Here is an 18968-nt window from a genome sequence, read left to right on the forward strand (position 1 = left end):
TTAATACCTACAAGTTCTTGAAAGTCTTGTAGGGAGCTTGTTTCCTTATTCAAATTCTATTAAAAGTTGATTTTTGTCTACAGTATCACCTTTTGCAACCGAAATCGATTTTATAATTCCAGCTCTTGGTGATGTTAAAGCGTTTTCCATTTTCATGGCTTCTAGTATTAAAAGGGTATCATCTTCTTTTACTTCCGAGCCAACTGAAACAGTAATATCTAAGATCAATCCTGGCATAGGAGCTTTAATCTCCTTGACTTCCTTTATGCTACCAATTTCGAATCCCATTTCTTTGATAAGGATATCTAATTCATCTAAAATACTGATATGATACACTGTATTATTCACTTTTACAGCATATGATTTCTCTTGAAAATTGGCTTTTGTGATTTCTGTTTTGTACGATATGTTATTATATAGGACATGAAATTCTGAATCTGAAATTTTTAAGGAATCTAGATTTAAAATATCTTTTTTGTCAATCTTAAAATCGAACGTGTTATTTACTGTTATTTGGTAAGGTTTTTTCACTTTTTCGGATTTTGATGATTGTAAATATATGTTTTTTAAAGGTTTATTTTTGAGTGGTTTATGTTAATTATGCTAATTTAATATAGTTGCTGATGGTAAAATATCTTTTTACAATTTCTAAGTAGTGCTTTTTGATATTGATGATTTTTAATCTAAACAGCACTAAATTAAAAATAAGAAAAATATTAAATTTAAGTATTTATGGTTTTGCGTTAGGGATAGTAGTGGTATCCTTTTTTACTTTTTTGTAAAAAAGATGTAACGGATAGCCCGCCCTTTTTTAGGGAACGCCCTAATAAAACAATATAGAAAAGAGTGTCCTTTTGTTTGTTGTAACTTTGTAAATATGTCAGACTTCTATTCTGTGGCATGTAAATTGACATTGGTATTTATCTATATTCTTAAAATAAAACATGCAACATCTTAAAGATTCAAAAAAAAATAAAACCCAACCTAGAGTAACTTTAAAACAGGCTTTTAAAACCATTATTTGGCCAAGAAGAAACTTGGTTTTTTTAGGTTTAATTTTAATTATTATTAGAAGTTTATCTGGTTTTGTTTTGCCAATGCAGAGTAAAGTTTTAATGGATGAGGTAGTTCCTAATAAAAATTACAGTCAATTATATAACTTAATCTTTATTGTTATTGGTGCTATTTTAGTACAAGCAATTACTTCCTTTTTATTGACAAAAGTATTGAGTATTCAGGCGCAATATTTAATTTCGGAATTAAGAGCGCAAGTACAAAGAAAAGTATTGTCTTTGCCTATTAGCTTTTTTGATAACACAAAATCTGGTGCTTTAGTTTCTAGAATTATGACCGATGTAGAAGGTGTTAGAAATTTAATTGGTACTGGTTTGGTTCAATTAATTGGAGGTTCTTTTACAGCAATTGTAACTTTGGTTATTCTGATTAAAATGAATGTTTGGATGACGGTTTTTACTTTTGTGCCTTTATCAATCTTCGGATTTATTGCTTTAAAATCTTTTAAATACATACGACCTATTTTTAGAGCCAGAGGAAAAATTAATGCAGAAGTAAAAGGACGTTTAACAGAAACTTTAGGTGGAATTAGAGTCATTAAAGCTTTTAATGCAGAAGAGCAAGAAAGTAAAATATTTGAAAAAGGAGTCGCAGACATTTTTATAAATGTTAAAAAAAGTTTGACTGCAACTGCGATTATGACAAGTTCATCAACGTTGTTAATTGGGTTAGCAACTACCGGAGTTATGGGAATTGGAGGTTATTTTATGATACAAGGTACTATGACGTTTGGTGAGTTTATTAAATTTACATTTCTACTCGCATTTATGGTTGCTCCAATTGTGCAAATGAGTAATATTGGTAGTCAATTAACGGAAGCTTTGGCAGGTTTAGATAGAACTGAAGAGTTGATGAATATGGCTGCAGAAGAAGATGATAAAGACAGAACGATTGTTTTGGATGATTTAAAAGGAGAAATTATTTTTGATGATGTTTCTTTTGAATATGAAGAAGGAAAAGAAGTGTTGAATAACATCAACTTTAAAGTACCTTCTGGTTCTGTAACCGCTTTGGTGGGAAGTTCTGGTTCTGGTAAATCTACCATTGCGGGTTTATCTGCCACTTTTTTAAATCCGAAATCGGGTACGATTACAATTGACAATCAAGATATGTCCAAGGTAAAACTATCTAGTTACAGAAAAAATTTGGGAGTTGTTTTACAAGATGAATTTTTATTTGAAGGAACGATTAGACAAAACATTTTATTTCCTAGACCAGATGCAACAGAAGAGGAATTACAGAATGCAGTGAAAGCTGCCTATGTAGACGAATTTACAGACAGGTTTGATGATGGTTTAGATACTTTAATTGGTGAAAGAGGTGTGAAGCTTTCTGGTGGTCAGCGTCAGCGATTGGCAATTGCAAGAGCTATTTTAGCAGATCCAAAAATTATTATTTTAGATGAGGCAACGTCTAGTTTAGATACAGAAAGTGAGTCTTTAATTCAGAAAAGTTTATCAGAATTAGTTAAAGACAGAACTACCATTGTAATTGCACACAGATTGAGTACGATTAAGCAAGCGGATCAAATTCTAGTAATAGAAGCAGGAAGTATTGCAGAGAGAGGAACCCATGATGAGCTGATTGCTAAACAAGGTAGGTATTTTGATTTATACACCTATCAATCTAAAATTTAAATTTAGTAGATTCTTTTTGTAAAGAAAAATCAATAAAAACGACTTCGTAAATTATCGAATTTAAATATATTATCGAATTATGAAAAAAGTACTTTTATTGTTAATTGTAGCATTTGTTATTTCTTGTAAGAATGAACCTAAAAATGAGGTAAAAACAACAGTTAAAAAAGTTGAGGTTAAAGAAGAAAGTTTCCCTGCGGAATTAGGAAAAGTTTTTGAAGCTCACGGAGGAATTGATACTTGGAGAAATGCAGAAATTTTATCGTTTAAAAAAGGAGATGAAGTACATACAATAGATTTAAAATCTCGTATAAATGTAATTCATGCACCTAAGTATGCTGTTGGTTTTGACGGAACAAATGTTTGGTTAGATGAAGCAGAGGAAGGAAGTTTTAAGGGAACCCCTGCTTTTTATCATAACCTTTTCTTCTATTTCTATGCCATGCCTTTTGTATTAGCGGATGAAGGGATTACTTATGAAAAAATAGCTCCTTTAACTTTTGATAATGTAGAATATCCTGGTTATAAAATTTCTTTTAATGCGGATGCAGGTAGTTCTCCTGACGATAACTACAAATTATATTACAACCCAAAAACATATCAAATGGAATGGTTGGCGTATACGGCTACCTTTAGTACTAAAAAAACAAGCGATAAATTTAATGTAATTAAATATGGTAAATGGAACAATCTAAACGGATTGGTTTTACCTTCTGAAATTACTTGGTTTAAAACTGACGAAGCTGGTGTACCAACAGAAGCTGCAAGACCTGCAATGGTATTTATGGAGGCATCAATAAATAAAAATGATTTAACAGATTCATTTTTTTCTAAGCCTGTAAAGTAAATATATTTGCAACTATATAATTTAAAGTTTAGAAGATGAAAAAAATAATTTTATTGTTAATTGTTGTAATTGCAGTTTCATGTAAAAATGAATCTAAAAAAGAGGTTAAAACAGAAGTAAAGAAAGTAGAGGTACAAAAAGAAACATTTCCAGAAGAATTAGGAAAAGTTTTTGAAGCTCACGGAGGTATTAAGGAATGGAGAAAAGTGCAAGTATTATCTTTTAATAAAGAAGATGAGGTACATATTACCGATTTACATTCTCGTAAGATAATTGTAAAATCACCAAAATATTCATTAGGTTTTGATGGAAATGAAATTTGGTCTTTAGAAGAGGTTGAAGGTGGTTTAAAAAGAGATCCTGCTTTTTATTACAACTTATATTTTTATTTTTATGCCATGCCTTTTGTCTTGGCAGATGACGGAATTACTTATGAAAAAGTAGATGATTTTGTGTTTGAAGGAGTCAATTATCCTGGTTATAAAATTTCTTATAAAGCAAACGTAGGTACTTCTCCTGATGATAATTATATTGTGTATTACAATCCAGAAACCTTTAAAATGGAATGGTTAGCGTATACGGTAACATTTAAATCTAAAGCTCCTGTTGATACTTATAAAATGATAAGATATAATTCTTGGGAAAACGTAAGTGGTTTTATCTTACCTAAACAAATTACTTGGTATTCTAAAGATGAAAAAGATTTATATACACCAACAGCTAAAATTGTAGATTTTAAATTGCCTTTGGTGAGTCCAGTAAAATTAGCAGATTCATTTTTTGAAAAACGTGTAAAATAACTTTAACATAAAAAAGTAAGCGTCGTTTTTTACAAAACGACGACTTACCAAGTAAACTAATAAAACCAAGTATTAGTACTAATATTAGAAGTTGCCACACATATGACAGCACTCTTGGCTAATCGAAATGACCATTCCACTTATTTTGATTTTTAATAGAATAAACTGACTTTATATTCGTCTGAAATAAGAACCAAATGAAAAAAACCTTTTACATATTATTCTTTTTATTAATAAACATTTCTCTATTATTTGCTCAAGAGAATAAAAAAAGAACATATGAGATTTCAGTTATTAATCAACCTCAAAAAGTTGAATTAATCGAATACGGAAATGGAAAATATGCTGGAAATGTAATTACAGAAATTACAAAAGGAAAATGGCGGACAAATTGGTTGAACAGAACTTGGAGAAATTTATGGAATATAAAAGATAAAGACATTGTCGATAAAAATCCAATAGACGAAAAAGTTGTGAAAGAACTAATGACCGAACTCAAAGAAAATGAAATTGAAACTATAAAAAAGTGTAGCGAAGACGTAGAATGCAGTAAATACGGATTTCTTGATAGTGGAGGCGTTTTCTTTAAAATCAAATCAACTAACATTGAAAGAGAATATGGATTTGAAGAAATCTATCCTTTAAAAGAGAATAATAAAGAAAAAATTGAATTACGTTTTAAAGCACAGAAACTGATTACGATTGTTTACAAACACATTGATTTAAAGCAAAAATTCTCTGAATTGTTCAAACGACTTCCGAGAGGTTATTATAATTGGTATCAAGCAAGTGGACATTCTATAGTGACAATAAAAAACAGAAAGCGGAAAAAATAAATACGTGTGGCAACACCGTATATAATTTATTGCTGGCTTCTTGCCTACTTGCGAAAGTCCTCGCGGACTTTCTTGGTCGATAATTATTTACTAAATTAGTTGCTTGAAACACGCAACAAATCATATACAAAACCGTTAGCTATAATACAAGCATAATTGAGACCTATTCAATAACTTAACACAATAAATCTAAATATCGATAATGAAAAGAACAATTATAGGAATTACAATTCTAATGGTATTTCTGATTTTTTCTTGCAATAGAAAGAATCAAGAATCTAAAAATGAAACTGAGAATAATCAAATTGAACAACTAGAGAAATCAGTCTCTAAAATATATGAAAATATAATTTCAAAGAATAATGGAAAATATCCTAGTGAAATTAAACTTTTCGGAAATAATGAAATTTCAGACAGATTGAAAGAATTAACAGGAGCCAACTATAAAGAAATTGTAGAAAAGTTTAATGTTGAGACTCCTATAGTTTCTGAAAATAGCATCTATAAATTAACAGGTTGCTTAAAACATAATTGTCCAGCTTACATGATTACAATTCTTTATGATTCCATCATGGATAACCTAAATGTAATAGTTGATAGAAATGGAAAAATTATGGAATTTAAAGAAAAAGAAAAGATTCACCTGACGGAGACGTTAAAAAGAAAATGATAAACCGAAAATAAGTACTATAGCCAACACCGTATATAATTTATTGCTAGTTCTAGCCTACTTACGAAAATCCTCGCGGATTTTCTATTCGGTATGTATTTGCTAAATTAGGTGCTTAAAACACGCAACAAACCATATACAACAACGTTAGCTTTCTAATAATTTTTTATTCGGAATACGGTTTGTGATCATAACTCAAAACCCTTTTTAATTTCCAAATATTATTTTCTAAAATCCAAAGGTGTGTAAAAGCTGCAATTCCAACAGTTTTTAATACACCTTTTTGTTTTTCTTGAAACGTGTGTTTTCCTTTCTGAATGGCGCCATATAAAACGCCATTGTTTTTTAGTGGATGTACTTCTAAAGAATTAGCAACCAATTGTCTTGTATTGTTTCCTGGTTTAGTACAAAGGTTCTTCTTTATAATAGTTAAAAATTGTGTTTTGTTTTGTATACCAGAAACATCATGATAAAACTCAAAATCATCATCAATAATAGCATTTAGTTTTTCAGTTTAACAAAGATTAAACCCTCTTTTAAAAATAATACTGTCTTTAGATTTTAATGTTTTATAGAGATCAGAATTGTCATCAACTTGAGCGTTTAAAACAAAGTTATAGAATAACATTGCAATAAAAATAATCACTTTAATAACAAAAGAATTTCTAAATGGTTCTAAAAAAGAGTTCATAATAGTTGTTTAGTTTGGTTGATGAATTGGTGTTGTTTTTTAGAAATGCTTCCGCCAGAAGACGTTTTTTTATTGATTGATTTTGGGTTTCCTTTAAAATCAATATCTCCGCCGCTAGTTGCATATGCTTCTAATTTTTCTGAAGCATAAATATTAATATCTGCACCGCTTGTTACCTTAGCAATGGTATTTTTACTTTCTAAATCATACGCATCTATAGAGCTTCCGCTTGTAGCGTTAGAAGCATGGTTTTTTGTAGTTCCTGCAATGTTAATATCTGCGCCACTTGTAGCATTAGTTGCTAGGCTAGTTGCATGTACAGTAATATTAATATCGGCACCACTAGTAGCAGAAATAGAAATGTCATTGGTATTTATAACTCCTTTTCCACGAACATCACTTCCGCTTGTGGCACTTAAAAGTGTTAAGTCTGTAACAGTAACATGTACTTTTTTTGCTTTTGCTCTCCAAATACCTTTTTCTGAATAAACTTTTAAAATACCATCTTCAATTTCAGTCATAATAATATCGTGCAAGTTTTCATCTGCCTCTACAATTACTTTGTTTTTTGCACCTTGCGTTATGTATAAATCAATGCCTGTACTTACTTGAATCCCTGTAAAGCTATTCGATGTTTTTCTTGTTTCCGTTATTACATTTCTGTTTCCGGTTACTCTATTTAACATATCTACTGCACAAGAAGTGAAAACCGTAGTTATAAATAGGATTGCGATAATTTTTGTTACTGATTTTTTCATGAGTTTAGGTTGATTAGATTGTAAATGTCTTTTAATAGACGCTTAAAATCAAAGATTGGTTACTCAGTTGTCAATTTTTATAGGTGAATTGTATTAGATCGTCTTTTCATTACCGGTACAATCTGTACATTTTAAGGTTGTATCTGTCATTATAAAATGATGATTCGCCATGTCTTTGTCATAAATATCAGTTTCATTTTTTACATCGTCTAAAAAGTTTTTTATTGAATGATCAAAATAAACGGTGTTCCCTTCTGGAATATAAACTGTGATATTAACTTCTTCATTTTTCCATATATTTTTAAAGTTTGATAAATAATAAGCATCTAAAACAATCGTATTATTGATAATTTCATATTTATATTCAATTCTTTCAGCATTCCAGTTTGCATTGTATCTAGTTTTTCCAGAAGACTCTTTTTGAAGAATTATATATGCTTCATTAGAATTACTTTTTTTTACATCGACATTAATATTATTAGAATATAATTTGTTTATTCCATCTATTTCAACTTGCTGTTTACTAGAATTTCTTCTTAAATTGTGTCTGTAGTAAATTTCATCGTCATTTATCATTTTTAAATTGATGGTATCTTTTTCGATGATATTTAAAGCTGTTTTCTTTATAAACTGACCGTCATTTACATGAGAGGTTCCGTATTCTATTCCTGTAAAAATCATGGTTAATAAAGCAATCACCCAAATACCTAGCAATGTTAATGAGGTTGGTTTGCTAATTTTTTTTACACTGCTCGATAATATGCGCAAGCCTAAAACAAATAAGATTAAAAACGGAATACCAATTAATAAAAATGCTGCAAGTGTTAATACCCACTTTGGTAAAATTGCGTCATAGAAAAATGGCGGGTATTGTAAAAACTCTCCATTCACATTTAAAATCTCTAAACTTCCTACTGAAAACCCACCAATGATTAGTGATAAAATAACTGCACCAGCAATAAACACTAGTAGAATTCCAATAAATTTACCAATCACTTTAAAGAATACAAGAATAATCTTGCCTATGGTGTTGATGAAATCTTGTAATCCGTTATTTTTTACCGGCTTTCCCGAAAAAGTCTGATTCATTTTTTCTGAAAACTCATTGGCACCATCTTTAAATTTTTCTGAAGCTTTATTCGCAAATTCGGTTACATTTTCTGAAACATTATTAAACTCTTCACGAATCTTTTTTTCGATATTATCAATGTTTACAGGTTCACCTTCCATCTGCAATTTTTCTGCGGTGGTTTTAGCTTCTGGTAATAAAATCCAAAGGATAATGTATAAGATTACTCCAAAACCAGCACCAAAGAATAAAGCTAATAAACCAAGGCGAATCCAAATAGTATCTACATCAAAATAATGAGCAATACCTGCGGCAACTCCACCTAAAAATTTATCATCACCATCTCTAAAAAGCTTTTTTCCGGTAGAGTTATTTCTTTTATAAGAATAGCTAGCATCGTTATATTCTTCTTCTGCACCAGCGTAATCTTCTGGTTGCCCCATAATTTTAATGATATCTTCTATATCACCTTCATTAATTACTTGTCTAGCATCTGTTATTTTTTCTGATAACAATTCGCTAATACGAGCTTCTATATCTGCTATGATTTCGTTTTTTCCTTGCGGATCATCGCTTAACGATCTAGAAATAGATTCTAGGTATCGTTTTAATTTCTGATAGGCAATTTCATCTATGTGGAAGAAAAATCCACCTAAATTTATGTTGATAGTCTTATTCATTTGTGGTTGGTTTTTTGCTGATTACTTGGTTTACTGCACTAACTAAATTACTCCATGTTTTGTCTAATTCTTTTATAAACATGCCTCCGTTTTCTGTTAAAACGTAATACTTTCTTGGTGGTCCAGAGGTTGATTCTTCCCATCTGTAGGTTAGTAAACCTGCGTTTTTTAAACGGGTTAGTAACGGATATATGGTTCCTTCAACCACAATCATTTCTGCACCTTTTAGCGTTTTAAGAATTTCAGAAGTATAGGCATCACCATTTTTTAAGATGGATAAAATGCAGTACTCTAAAACACCTTTTCGCATTTGTGCTTTTGTGTTTTCTATTTTCATTTAGTGTGGTTTTTAAATGATTATTTTATAAATTTTATAGTGAAAGGATACTTATAATTTTCTCCTTCTTTTGCTTTTAATGACGCAATAATAATTAAGGCTATTTTAATAACTCCTACAATACCAGCTAAAGAAGCAAACCCCATAAAACCAAAAAAGTTATGTGAATCGAAATTGATACTTACCTGATTAAAGTTGTTAAAATTGTTGAAGTTTCTAAAAATAGAACCAACAAAAAGAGGGATAAAAGACAAGGTTAAAATAAAGATGTATAAAGAATAACTGATATTAAAATTAATAGCTTCTTTGCCTTGTTCGTCTAAAAAGTTGCTTCTGTCTTTTAATGTTTGCCATGCAATTAAAGGTGTAATAATATTACCAAAAGGAAATATAAATCCTGCAAATGCAGAAATATGAATTAAAAAGGCATTGGTGTTTTCTTTATTTTGTTTCATGATTTATAAACTATATAATACTTTCTTATACAAATATATGTCTTAAAAAAGGTATTATGCATTGCATAGTACTATAATTAACATTTTTTTAACATTTTGATTTTTGAAATAAAAGAATTAAAAAGGCTTGTATGTCTTGTTTTTATTGAGTTTTTGTTTCATTTATTTTAACTACCTTGTCAAGGTCAAAATATATTGACGAAATTTATTAAATCAAAAAAATGAAATTTACACCAAGAAAAGTCAATCTTTTTAACCTTGTAAAATTGCCTTTGGCATATTTAGGAGGCGTAAGAGTACGCACAATTACAGATACAGAAGTGGTGGTTTCTATAAAACATAGATGGATGAATCAAAATCCGTTTAAAAGTATGTTTTGGGCTGCTCAAGGTATGGCGGCAGAAATGCCAACAGGAGTTTTAGTAATGAAGGCAATAGATGATTCTAAGCGGAAAGTATCGATGCTGGTAACAAAGCAAGAAGCTGAGTTCTTTAAAAAGGCAACAGGAAAAATCCTTTTTTCTTGCAAGGGTGGAAATGAGATTAGAGAGGCAATTCAAAAATCTATAGCCACAGGAGAAGGACAAGTAATTGTTTTAACATCCGAAGGAAAAAATAAAGAAGGTGTTATCGTTTCTAGATTTAAATTCCATTGGAGTTTACGTGTAAAGAAATAAATTAGTCCTTCTTTTTGTATAACTCAGGTCTTTCTTCGTTATAATCACAATCTTGAAAAATACCACAAGATACACTTGTACGTGCCAAGGGTTTTGATGTTTCAAATTTATTATAGAAAGTTTCTATTTCTGGAGATAAATATTTCATAATTTCTTTTTTTTATAATTTACAAATTAGGTTTTTTCTAACTACATATCAAAAGTAATATTTTTGTTTGCGCAGTAAAACAACAAGAAGTTAATTTTGTGTTATAAGTAAAGTAATCAAATTAACTTTATCATAATATAGAAGAGTAAATGTGATTTTGGAAAAAAGATTACATATTTTTTAAGAAAGTAAAATTGATTAAATTTAAAAATTAATTATTTATTGATGTAACAAAAAGAGTCTAAAATCATCTTATAATATATAAACCTTAAAAAACAAGTTATGTTTCAAGATAAAATACCACAAAATTCATCAAATAGAAATGCACACGAAATAGATTATAAAATCTTTGGCGAAGAAATGCAGTTTGTAGAAATTGAGTTAGATCCGCAAGAAGGTGTAGTTGCAGAAGCAGGTACTTTTATGATGATGGACAACAACATTAAAATGAATACTATTTTAGGTGATGGTTCTAATCAAGAAACGGGTTTGTTAGGAAAGATATTTTCTGCAGGAAAAAGAATCTTAACCGGAGAAAGTTTATTTATGACTGTTTTTACAAACGATGGGGTTGGTAAAAAACAAATTTCATTTGCATCTCCATATCCTGGAAAAATAATTCCGATTGATTTAACCCAGTTTGGTGGAAAATTCATTTGTCAGAAAGACGCTTTTTTATGCGCAGCAAAAGGAGTTTCTATAGGTATCGAGTTTTCTAAAAAGTTAGGTAGAGGTTTGTTTGGTGGCGAAGGTTTTATCATGCAAAAGATAGAAGGCGATGGTTTAGGCTTTATTCATGCAGGAGGAACCATGGCTAAAAAAGTATTGCAACCAGGAGAAGTTTTAAAAGTAGACACTGGTTGTATTGTTGGTTTTACGCAAGATGTACAGTATGATATTGAGTTTGTTGGTGGTATAAAAAACACCATTTTTGGTGGCGAAGGAATGTTTTTTGCTTCTTTACGCGGACCAGGAACAGTCTATATACAATCTTTACCATTTAGTAGATTGGCAGGAAGAGTGCTTTCTATGGCGCCAAGATCTGGAAACGGAAGTAGAGGAGAAGGCAGTGTTTTAGGAGGAATTGGAGACTTGTTAGATGGCGATAATCGTTTTTAAAAACGAACTGACTTTATAAGTCTCATTTGATTTTTATTGATATTTAAAGAATCCATTTTTTTTCACCTAAAAATTGTTGCTTGAATGACAAAAACAGGTTTTAGAAAAGTGTCGACTTATAGATAGTTGTACACTTTTTTAAATATTGGCTTTTATCATTCTATCATTTCCAATAAAATCTTTCTTTAGTTCGATATTTTTAAAACCTTGTTCTTGTAGCATTTCTATAGTTTCTTTTCCTAAGTATTGATTGATTTCAAAAAATAACAATCCGTTTTTAGTTAGGTGTTGTTTTGCTAAAGAAGCAATTTTTTTATAGAAAATTAGTGGGTTATTGTCATCAACAAACAGCGCTAAATGAGGTTCGTTTTGCAAAACATTATTATTTATTTCTACCTTTTCTAATTCTCTTACGTAAGGCGGATTAGAAACAATAATATCATATTGCAGTGGTAATTTTTCTGCTTTTAAAATGTCTATTTCTAAAAAAGAAACAGCAACGTTATTTAAAAGCGCATTTTGTTGTGCTACTTTTAAGGCTTCCGTAGAAACATCAATTGCAGAAACGGTTAGGTTCTTTAAATTTTTGGCTAGAGAAATAGGGATACAGCCAGTTCCTGTACCGATATCAAGAATTTTTAAGTTATTGTCTTGGTTCATAGTTCTTAATTTTGGTGTTTCGTTTACAATCCATTCTACCAATTCTTCTGTTTCTGGTCTTGGTATTAATGTATTTTTATCAACCAAAAAAGGGAGACTATAAAATTCAGTTTCACCTAAAATATATTGAACAGGCTCTTCTTTTTGAAGTCTTTTTATAATGCTTTTTAATTCTGATAAAATTTCATCAGTAATTAAAAAATTGGGTTTCATTACCGTATCAATTCTTTGTAAGTTTAGTTTTGCTTCTATCAACAAAAAAAAGAAAGAATCTATTTCTGTCTTTGGATAAGTAGCTGATAGTTCATTATTAAAAAAAATACGGAAATTCTGAAGTGTCATAGATAGGTTATAATAAAGGGCTTAAAAATCTGGCCAAACGTTCAAGTGTTTTTTGCTTGTTAGATCTATTTAAGAAGTCTTCTAGTTTTATTTTATTTGCTAATTTTTTTCTTTCGTTAAATTCTTTAGAAATATCTAAAGTAATTTGTTGATCAAAAATTAAGGCATTTAACTCGTAATTATGTTCAAAACTTCTACAATCAAAATTAGTAGAACCTATAGAGGTAATTTCATCATCTATAAAGATCACCTTACTGTGCGAGAAATCTTCTCTTAGATAAATATCTACTCCGGCTTTTAGTAAGCCTTCAAAATAAGAGTACATGCTATAGGTAGCAATATTAGAGTCTGTAACTTTAGGTAATAATAAAGTTACTTTTACACCGCTTAAAGCAGCAATTTTAAAGGCTTCTAAAATAGCATAAGTAGGTATAAAATAAGGATTTAAAACACAAATACTTTTTTCAGCTAAATTAATAAGGCTTAAATATTGTTGCATTACAACCGGTTGTTTGTAATCTGGTCCGCTAGAAACAATTTGTATTTTAGTGCTTCCGGTTGTATTAGAAACGGTGTTGTATTTTTCTTTTTGACTTAAATCGATATCCGTTGCGTAGTAATAATCTTTTAAAAAAGTATCGTGTAAGTTAGCTACTGCACAGCCAGATATTTGCACATGTGCATCTTGCCAAATACCTAAACTAGTGTCTTCTGTAATGTATTCATCAGAAATATTTACGCCACCTGTAAAGCCAATCTCGTTATCTATAATTGCAATTTTTCTATGATTTCTATAATTCAAAGAAAAAATAAAACTTCCTAATTTAAAAGGAGTTTCTGGGTATATTTCTACACCTATTGCTGTAAGATGTTGTTTAGTTTTCTTATTTAATTGAAAGCTACCAAAAGAATCGTATAAAATACGCACTTCTACATTTTCTTTTCGTTTTTGTTCTAATAACGTAATTATGTTATTTAAAATTTCTCCATTTTCAATAATATAATACTGTAAATGAATAAAGGATGTAGCGTTTTTAATTGCTTTATATAGTGCTTCAAAAGTTTCTTTTCCGTTTTTTAAGACAACAACATCGTTGTTTAATTGTAAGGGTAAATTTGTATTGTTAAAAACTAAATTAGATATTTTAGATGCTTTATTACTTTTAAGTACGGCTGCGTTTTTATTGTTTGCATTTTTAAGATTTTCCTGAATATATTTTTTTCTTTTCTTGGTTTCTTTAAGTTCAAAGTATTTTATTTTTCTTCTATTGATACCAAATAAAATAAAAATAAAAACACCTAAGAAAGGAAACAAGAATGTAATTAAAATCCAGCTTAAAGATTTAGAGGGTTTTACACCAAAATATAAAATATTGTAAAAAGCCCAACTAAATAGTAAAAGATGAATCGATATAAGAATGGTATAAATCAAAATTTTATAATTTTTTTAGCATCCAAACAGGGCAAGAATAATGTCCGGTATTTCCCATAGGTTTGTCAAGGTTTACAAAACCATTTTTTTTATATAATGCTTGTGCAGCATTCATATATGGCATGGTTTCTAAATAACAGTTTTCAAAACCAATTGTTTTGGCTTTATCTAAGCAAGTGTTTATTAATTTAGATCCCAAACCTTTTCCTCGTGTTATCGGTAAAAAATACATTTTTTGAAGCTCGCAGGTATTCCCTTCAAAATTATCTAATTGTGCTATTCCTGCTCCGCCAACCACCATATTATTATGCTCTATAACATAATAGAATGAGGTAGGTTTTTCAAAGTTTTCAAACATTTTATCAGTAGCTTTGTCTTCGTAGGCAGTACCAATTTTTGGAGCGCCCATTTCTAAAAGAACTTCTCTAATTACAGTTGCCATTTGTGCATTGTCTTTAGATTGAATTTCTCTAATGATAAAATCTGTACTTTTCATTTATTACTGTATTTTTGCAAGAGCAATTTACCTTTTTTTTAAATATTGAACATGAAAAACCTTTTATATTTTATACTTTTATTTACATTAATAACAAGTTGTTCTGTAAAAGAAAAACCTATTTTTATAAAGGTAGATAACGTAAAAGTAACTTCTTTTAAAGGAGATACAATTCGTTTAAAAGCACAAGCTTTTTTTGAAAACCCAAATGATGTTGGTGGTAAAATTTCTACAGATGAAATTAAGGTAATTGTTAACGGAGCGGAAGTTGCACAGGTTTCTTCAGATGAATTTGAAGTGCCCGCAAGAAAGGAGTTTTCTATTCCGTTACTTGTAGTAATTCCAGCTAAAAAAGTATTTGACAATAACAAAAATGGAATTTTAGGAGGTTTGCTAAATTCATTTTTAAATAAATCTATCAAAGTGCAATTTACGGGCGATTTAAAATACACCGTTTTCGGCTATTCTAGTATCTACCCGATAGATCAAATTCAGGAAATTAAATTTTAATTTATCAGTCATAAAAAATACATAAAACGCTGTTTGCAAATTGCCAAAAACGGAATTGGGGCTTCTCGTCCTAATCCTTCTGTTGGTGCAGTTGTGGTGCATCAAAATAAAATTATAGGCGAAGGTTTTACATCGCCTTATGGCGGTAATCATGCCGAAGTAAATGCTATTAATGCTGTAAAAGATAAAGGCCTTTTAAAAGAAGCTACTATCTATGTAACTTTAGAGCCTTGTTCTCATTTTGGAAAAACACCGCCTTGTGCAGATTTAATTGTAAAACATCAACTTAAAAATGTTGTTATTGGCTGTATAGATTCTAATAGTTTGGTGGCAGGTAAAGGAATTGATCGTCTTAAAAAGGCAGGAATTAATGTTACTGTTGGCGTTTTAGAAGCTGAATGTAAAGAGCATCACAAACGATTTTTTACGGTTCAGAATAAAAAAAGACCTTATATTATTTTAAAATGGGCGCAAACTAAAGATGGTTTTGTTGCTCCTTTAACAAAAGATACCCAGAAACCCGTTTGGATTTCTAACCCATATTCTCAGCAATTAGTCCATAAATGGAGAGCAGAGGAACACGCAATTTTAGTAGGAACAAATACGGTAATTGCAGACAATCCTAAATTAAATGTGAGAAGTTGGTCTGGTCAAAATCCTGTGAGAATTGTTTTAGATCGTACTTTAAGAGCCTCAGAAAATCTTAGTGTTTTTGATGGAAGTGTTAAAACAATTGTAATCACAGAAAAAGAAATTTCTTCGCAAAAAGGTAATGAAGAACTATTTATAGAAACTATAGATTTCTCGAATAATCTAGCAAATCAAGTTTGCGATGTTTTACAAAAACATCAAATTCAGTCAGTGATTATTGAAGGAGGTTCACAAACCCTACAAATTTTTATTGATGAAAACCTTTGGGATGAAGCGCTAGTTTTTGTGGGTGAAACAACATTTAAAACAGGAGTGAAGGCGCCTATTTTTAATAAAGTATTTACGAAAGAAATAAACATCAAAACAGATGTTTTAAAAACATACATAAATGATTAAGAACCTCGTTTTCGATTTTGGTGATATTTTTATCAACCTAGATAAACCAGCAACTTATAGAGAAATGGCTGCTTTAGGTGTTACAAAAATTACAGAAGAAATGATAGCAGTTTATCATCAATATGAAAAAGGATTGATGACAACGGATGCCTTTATTAATTTCTTTCATGATAAATTTGGGTTAGAAAAAACGGATCTAGTAAGATCTTGGAATGCCGTTTTATTAGATTTTCCTAAAAAACGATTAGAGTTTGTAAAAGAATTGGCGGCTAGTAAAAAGTACCGTTTGTTTTTATTAAGCAACACCAACGATTTACACATAAGTTGGATTCAAGATTCTTTGGGAGATGAATTTTATAATGAGTTTAAAAATTGTTTTGAGCAGTTTTATTTATCGCACGAAATTAATTTTAGAAAACCAGATGCAGAAATTTATCAATTTGTATTAAATGAAAATGAGTTAATAGCAGAAGAAACGTTGTTTGTAGATGATTTAAAAGAAAATACAGATTCAGCAAATTCTTTGGGTATTCATGTTTGGAATTTAATTCCTGGAGAAGAAGAGATAACAGAGTTATTTACAAAAAAGAAGAATTTATTGTGATTTATTTAATTTTCAGCATTCTTTTTTCAACCTTATTGTTTGTTATATTTAAATATTTCGATATTTATAAAATTGACACTTTAAAAGCAATTGTTGTAAATTATTTAGTGGCCTTTGGTTTAGGCTTCGGTTTGTCTGAAATTACATTTTCTTTTAATGAAATACCTCAAAAACCTTGGTTTTTTGGCGCTATAATCTTAGGAGCTTTATTTGTTGCTGTATTTTTTGTAATGGCAAATACAGCACAACAAAATGGCGTTTCTGTAGCTTCTGTTGCAGGAAAAATGTCTGTAGTTATTCCCGTGGTTTTTGGTATTATTTTATACGATGAATCGGTTACTTATTTTAAGGTTATTGGAGTTTTAATTGCTTTAATATCTGTTTATTTAGCTTCTGTAAAAGAAGAAAAAAGTACTTTAAATAAAGCTGGATTACTGTTTCCAATATTACTTTTTTTTGGTTCAGGTATAATTGATACCACACTTAAATATGTTGAAGTCAATTTTGTTAAAAATAATGAAGCTTCTCTTTTTTCTGGAAGTTTATTTGGTTTTGCAGCCTTCTTTGGATTACTTATTTTATTGATAAAAACGATTCAGAAGAGAGAACCATTTGGACTTAAAAATATAATTGCAGGTATTGTTTTAGGTGTACCAAACTACTTTACAATTGTATTTATAATTAAAGCGATGCAAAAATCAGGTTTTGAGAGTTCTACCTTGTTTACTATAAATAATGTGTCTGTAGTTGTTGTATCAACCATTGTTGGATTACTTTTATTCAAAGAAAAATTTAGTTTAAAAAATAAAATAGGAGTTGCATTGGCAATTTTAGGAATTGTCTTAGTAACCATTGCTTAGTATGTTAGAAGACGTATATAAAACAATAGAAAAACCATCCAAAGAAACCCTTTTTAAAGAAAAAGGATCTAAGTTTTTTGGGTATGCTTTTCCTGTTTTATCAGAAGAGGAGGTAAAAGAACATTTAGAAGAATTACGTAAAAAACATCACGCGGCACGTCATTTTTGTTACGCGTATCAATTAGGAATTGAAAACATAAAATTTAGAGCAAATGATGATGGAGAACCTAATAATTCTGCAGGTTTACCTATTTATGGCCAAATTCAATCTTTTGAAGTAACCAATATTTTAATTGTTTCTGTCCGATATTTTGGAGGAACAAAATTAGGTGTAGGTGGTTTAATTTCTGCCTATAAAACATCTGCTCAAATTAGTTTAGAAGCTGCTGATATTTTAGAAAAAACAATCAATATTTATTATAAGTTGACTTTTGAATACGATATGATGAATGCTGTACAAAGAGTCATTAAAGAGAAAAGTATAGAAATTACCAATCAAAAATTAGAAATGAACTGCGAGTACATCATTTCTATAAGAAAAAAAGATGCACAAGCAATTTATACTATTTTTGATACTTTATATAAGGTCGCTATTAAAGAAGTGGAATAATAGTTTGAGTAAAAAAATGAATTATTTCTTTACAGTTCTATTAATATCCCAAACCTTTTAATAAATAATCCGGACAGCGAGTTGGTTTCATTGTTTTACTGTTCATAAAAGCTAAAACAGAACTTCCTGTACAGATGAGTTCGTCATTTTGATTTACAATTTCATACTCAAACTCAATTTTAACCAAAGGCTTTTTTTTCAATATTGTTTTTATGGTTAAAATATCGTCGTACAAAGCCGATTTTATGAATTTAAAATTTATAGAAATAACAGGAAGCATTATCCCGCTTAATTCCATATCTTTGTATGTAACACCTAAAGAACGCATCCATTCGGTGCGTCCTAATTCAAAAAATTGCGCGTAATTACCGTGATATACGACCCCCATTTGATCCGTTTCCGAATATCGAATTCTAGTTTTTGTTATAGATTTTTTCAAGTGATATAATTAATTAGTGTTTTCTGTATTCTACGTAAAAAATAGTTAATAATCAATAGCAAATTGATTTTTTTATACTGAATTTTATTCACATTTTTGTACCACCTTAAAAAAGGCATCATAAGCCCTTTTTAAACTCTAATTATAACAGAAAAAATCACTAAAATTAA

24 protein-coding genes are annotated in these 18968 nt (G+C 29.7%); 12 read left to right on the forward strand and 12 right to left on the reverse strand.

Annotated elements, in window-relative coordinates; genetic code table 11:
* Nucleotides 1-45: 45 nt before the first annotated feature.
* On the reverse strand, nucleotides 46-531 hold the full coding sequence (locus WG945_RS17595) for an acetyl-CoA carboxylase biotin carboxyl carrier protein subunit (protein ID WP_068450063.1): 486 nt from the start codon (nucleotides 529-531) through the stop codon (nucleotides 46-48).
* A 413-nt stretch (nucleotides 532-944) separates the two neighbouring features.
* Here WG945_RS17595 and WG945_RS17600 point away from each other — a divergent pair, with 413 nt between their 5' ends.
* From WG945_RS17600 to WG945_RS17620, 5 genes are all read left to right on the forward strand, one after another.
* Nucleotides 945-2711, forward strand: coding sequence for an ABC transporter ATP-binding protein (locus tag WG945_RS17600; RefSeq protein WP_068450065.1), 1767 nt, complete (start codon nucleotides 945-947; stop codon nucleotides 2709-2711).
* 79 nt (nucleotides 2712-2790) lie between these two features.
* Nucleotides 2791-3558: a DUF6503 family protein gene (locus tag WG945_RS17605; protein WP_068450067.1), complete on the forward strand. Its 768-nt coding sequence runs from the start codon at nucleotides 2791-2793 to the stop codon at nucleotides 3556-3558.
* 35 nt (nucleotides 3559-3593) lie between these two features.
* Complete coding sequence (locus WG945_RS17610; protein WP_068450069.1) at nucleotides 3594-4358, forward strand: DUF6503 family protein; 765 nt, start codon at nucleotides 3594-3596, stop codon at nucleotides 4356-4358.
* 197 nt (nucleotides 4359-4555) lie between these two features.
* The gene (locus WG945_RS17615; RefSeq protein WP_068450071.1) at nucleotides 4556-5194 is read left to right on the forward strand and encodes a hypothetical protein; all 639 of its coding nucleotides are present in this window, start codon (nucleotides 4556-4558) and stop codon (nucleotides 5192-5194) included.
* 202 nt (nucleotides 5195-5396) lie between these two features.
* Nucleotides 5397-5864, forward strand: coding sequence for a hypothetical protein (locus tag WG945_RS17620; RefSeq protein WP_282073671.1), 468 nt, complete (start codon nucleotides 5397-5399; stop codon nucleotides 5862-5864).
* 166 nt (nucleotides 5865-6030) lie between these two features.
* On the opposite strand, the gene WG945_RS17625 is transcribed toward WG945_RS17620, so the two are convergent.
* The 6 genes from WG945_RS17625 to WG945_RS17650 form a co-directional block, all read right to left on the reverse strand.
* The gene (locus WG945_RS17625) at nucleotides 6031-6243 is read right to left on the reverse strand and encodes a hypothetical protein (RefSeq protein WP_340866736.1); all 213 of its coding nucleotides are present in this window, start codon (nucleotides 6241-6243) and stop codon (nucleotides 6031-6033) included.
* Nucleotides 6244-6378: 135 nt separating this feature from the next.
* Nucleotides 6379-6555, reverse strand: coding sequence for a hypothetical protein (locus WG945_RS17630; RefSeq protein WP_157603669.1), 177 nt, complete (start codon nucleotides 6553-6555; stop codon nucleotides 6379-6381).
* Nucleotides 6552-7313, reverse strand: a complete 762-nt coding sequence (locus WG945_RS17635) for a head GIN domain-containing protein (RefSeq protein WP_068450484.1) — start codon at nucleotides 7311-7313, stop codon at nucleotides 6552-6554. The genes WG945_RS17630 and WG945_RS17635 overlap by 4 nt, the downstream gene beginning before the upstream one ends.
* 93 nt (nucleotides 7314-7406) lie before the next feature.
* Complete coding sequence (locus WG945_RS17640) at nucleotides 7407-9062, reverse strand: PspC domain-containing protein (RefSeq protein WP_068450482.1); 1656 nt, start codon at nucleotides 9060-9062, stop codon at nucleotides 7407-7409.
* Entirely contained in the window at nucleotides 9055-9399 is a 345-nt protein-coding gene (locus tag WG945_RS17645) for a PadR family transcriptional regulator (RefSeq protein ID WP_068450479.1), read from the reverse strand. Before WG945_RS17645 ends, WG945_RS17640 begins: the two co-directional genes overlap by 8 nt.
* 20 nt (nucleotides 9400-9419) lie before the next feature.
* Complete coding sequence (locus WG945_RS17650) at nucleotides 9420-9854, reverse strand: DUF4870 domain-containing protein (protein WP_068450477.1); 435 nt, start codon at nucleotides 9852-9854, stop codon at nucleotides 9420-9422.
* A gap of 221 nt (nucleotides 9855-10075) precedes the next feature.
* Between WG945_RS17650 and WG945_RS17655 the strand changes: the two genes are divergently transcribed.
* On the forward strand, nucleotides 10076-10531 hold the full coding sequence (locus WG945_RS17655) for a DUF4442 domain-containing protein (protein ID WP_068450476.1): 456 nt from the start codon (nucleotides 10076-10078) through the stop codon (nucleotides 10529-10531).
* Between the two features lies 1 nt (nucleotide 10532).
* Here the strand turns inward: WG945_RS17655 and WG945_RS17660 are convergent, their stop codons facing one another.
* Entirely contained in the window at nucleotides 10533-10679 is a 147-nt protein-coding gene (locus WG945_RS17660) for a hypothetical protein (protein ID WP_197482091.1), read from the reverse strand.
* Between the two features lie 282 nt (nucleotides 10680-10961).
* Between WG945_RS17660 and WG945_RS17665 the strand changes: the two genes are divergently transcribed.
* On the forward strand, nucleotides 10962-11798 hold the full coding sequence (locus tag WG945_RS17665; protein ID WP_068450475.1) for a TIGR00266 family protein: 837 nt from the start codon (nucleotides 10962-10964) through the stop codon (nucleotides 11796-11798).
* Nucleotides 11799-11936: 138 nt separating this feature from the next.
* Here the strand turns inward: WG945_RS17665 and prmC are convergent, their stop codons facing one another.
* Genes prmC through WG945_RS17680 form a run of 3 tightly spaced genes read right to left on the reverse strand, consistent with a single transcriptional unit; the run spans nucleotide 11937 to nucleotide 14728 of the window.
* Entirely contained in the window at nucleotides 11937-12800 is an 864-nt protein-coding gene (gene prmC, locus WG945_RS17670; protein WP_068450474.1) for a peptide chain release factor N(5)-glutamine methyltransferase, read from the reverse strand.
* A gap of 7 nt (nucleotides 12801-12807) precedes the next feature.
* Nucleotides 12808-14232, reverse strand: coding sequence for a cardiolipin synthase (gene cls, locus WG945_RS17675; RefSeq protein WP_231874669.1), 1425 nt, complete (start codon nucleotides 14230-14232; stop codon nucleotides 12808-12810).
* Nucleotides 14233-14236: 4 nt separating this feature from the next.
* Nucleotides 14237-14728, reverse strand: coding sequence for a GNAT family N-acetyltransferase (locus WG945_RS17680; protein WP_068450472.1), 492 nt, complete (start codon nucleotides 14726-14728; stop codon nucleotides 14237-14239).
* 51 nt (nucleotides 14729-14779) lie between these two features.
* Here WG945_RS17680 and WG945_RS17685 point away from each other — a divergent pair, with 51 nt between their 5' ends.
* Genes WG945_RS17685 through WG945_RS17705 form a run of 5 tightly spaced genes read left to right on the forward strand, consistent with a single transcriptional unit; the run spans nucleotide 14780 to nucleotide 18359 of the window.
* Nucleotides 14780-15238 (forward strand): LEA type 2 family protein, encoded by a 459-nt coding sequence (locus WG945_RS17685; protein WP_068450470.1) that lies wholly within the window; start codon nucleotides 14780-14782, stop codon nucleotides 15236-15238.
* A gap of 3 nt (nucleotides 15239-15241) precedes the next feature.
* Entirely contained in the window at nucleotides 15242-16285 is a 1044-nt protein-coding gene (gene ribD, locus WG945_RS17690) for a bifunctional diaminohydroxyphosphoribosylaminopyrimidine deaminase/5-amino-6-(5-phosphoribosylamino)uracil reductase RibD (protein WP_068450468.1), read from the forward strand.
* Entirely contained in the window at nucleotides 16278-16889 is a 612-nt protein-coding gene (locus WG945_RS17695) for an HAD family hydrolase (protein WP_068450466.1), read from the forward strand. The genes ribD and WG945_RS17695 overlap by 8 nt, the downstream gene beginning before the upstream one ends.
* Nucleotides 16890-16924: 35 nt before the next feature.
* Nucleotides 16925-17749 (forward strand): EamA family transporter, encoded by an 825-nt coding sequence (locus WG945_RS17700; protein WP_340866745.1) that lies wholly within the window; start codon nucleotides 16925-16927, stop codon nucleotides 17747-17749.
* Nucleotide 17750: 1 nt separating this feature from the next.
* Nucleotides 17751-18359, forward strand: a complete 609-nt coding sequence (locus WG945_RS17705) for an IMPACT family protein (RefSeq protein WP_068450464.1) — start codon at nucleotides 17751-17753, stop codon at nucleotides 18357-18359.
* Between the two features lie 40 nt (nucleotides 18360-18399).
* Here WG945_RS17705 and WG945_RS17710 read toward each other — a convergent pair whose 3' ends face one another.
* The gene (locus tag WG945_RS17710) at nucleotides 18400-18798 is read right to left on the reverse strand and encodes an acyl-CoA thioesterase (protein WP_068450461.1); all 399 of its coding nucleotides are present in this window, start codon (nucleotides 18796-18798) and stop codon (nucleotides 18400-18402) included.
* Between the last annotated feature and the right edge of the window lie 170 nt (nucleotides 18799-18968).

It is taken from the genome of Polaribacter atrinae, assembly GCF_038023995.1.
Taxonomy (GTDB): Bacteria; Bacteroidota; Bacteroidia; order Flavobacteriales; family Flavobacteriaceae; genus Polaribacter; species Polaribacter atrinae.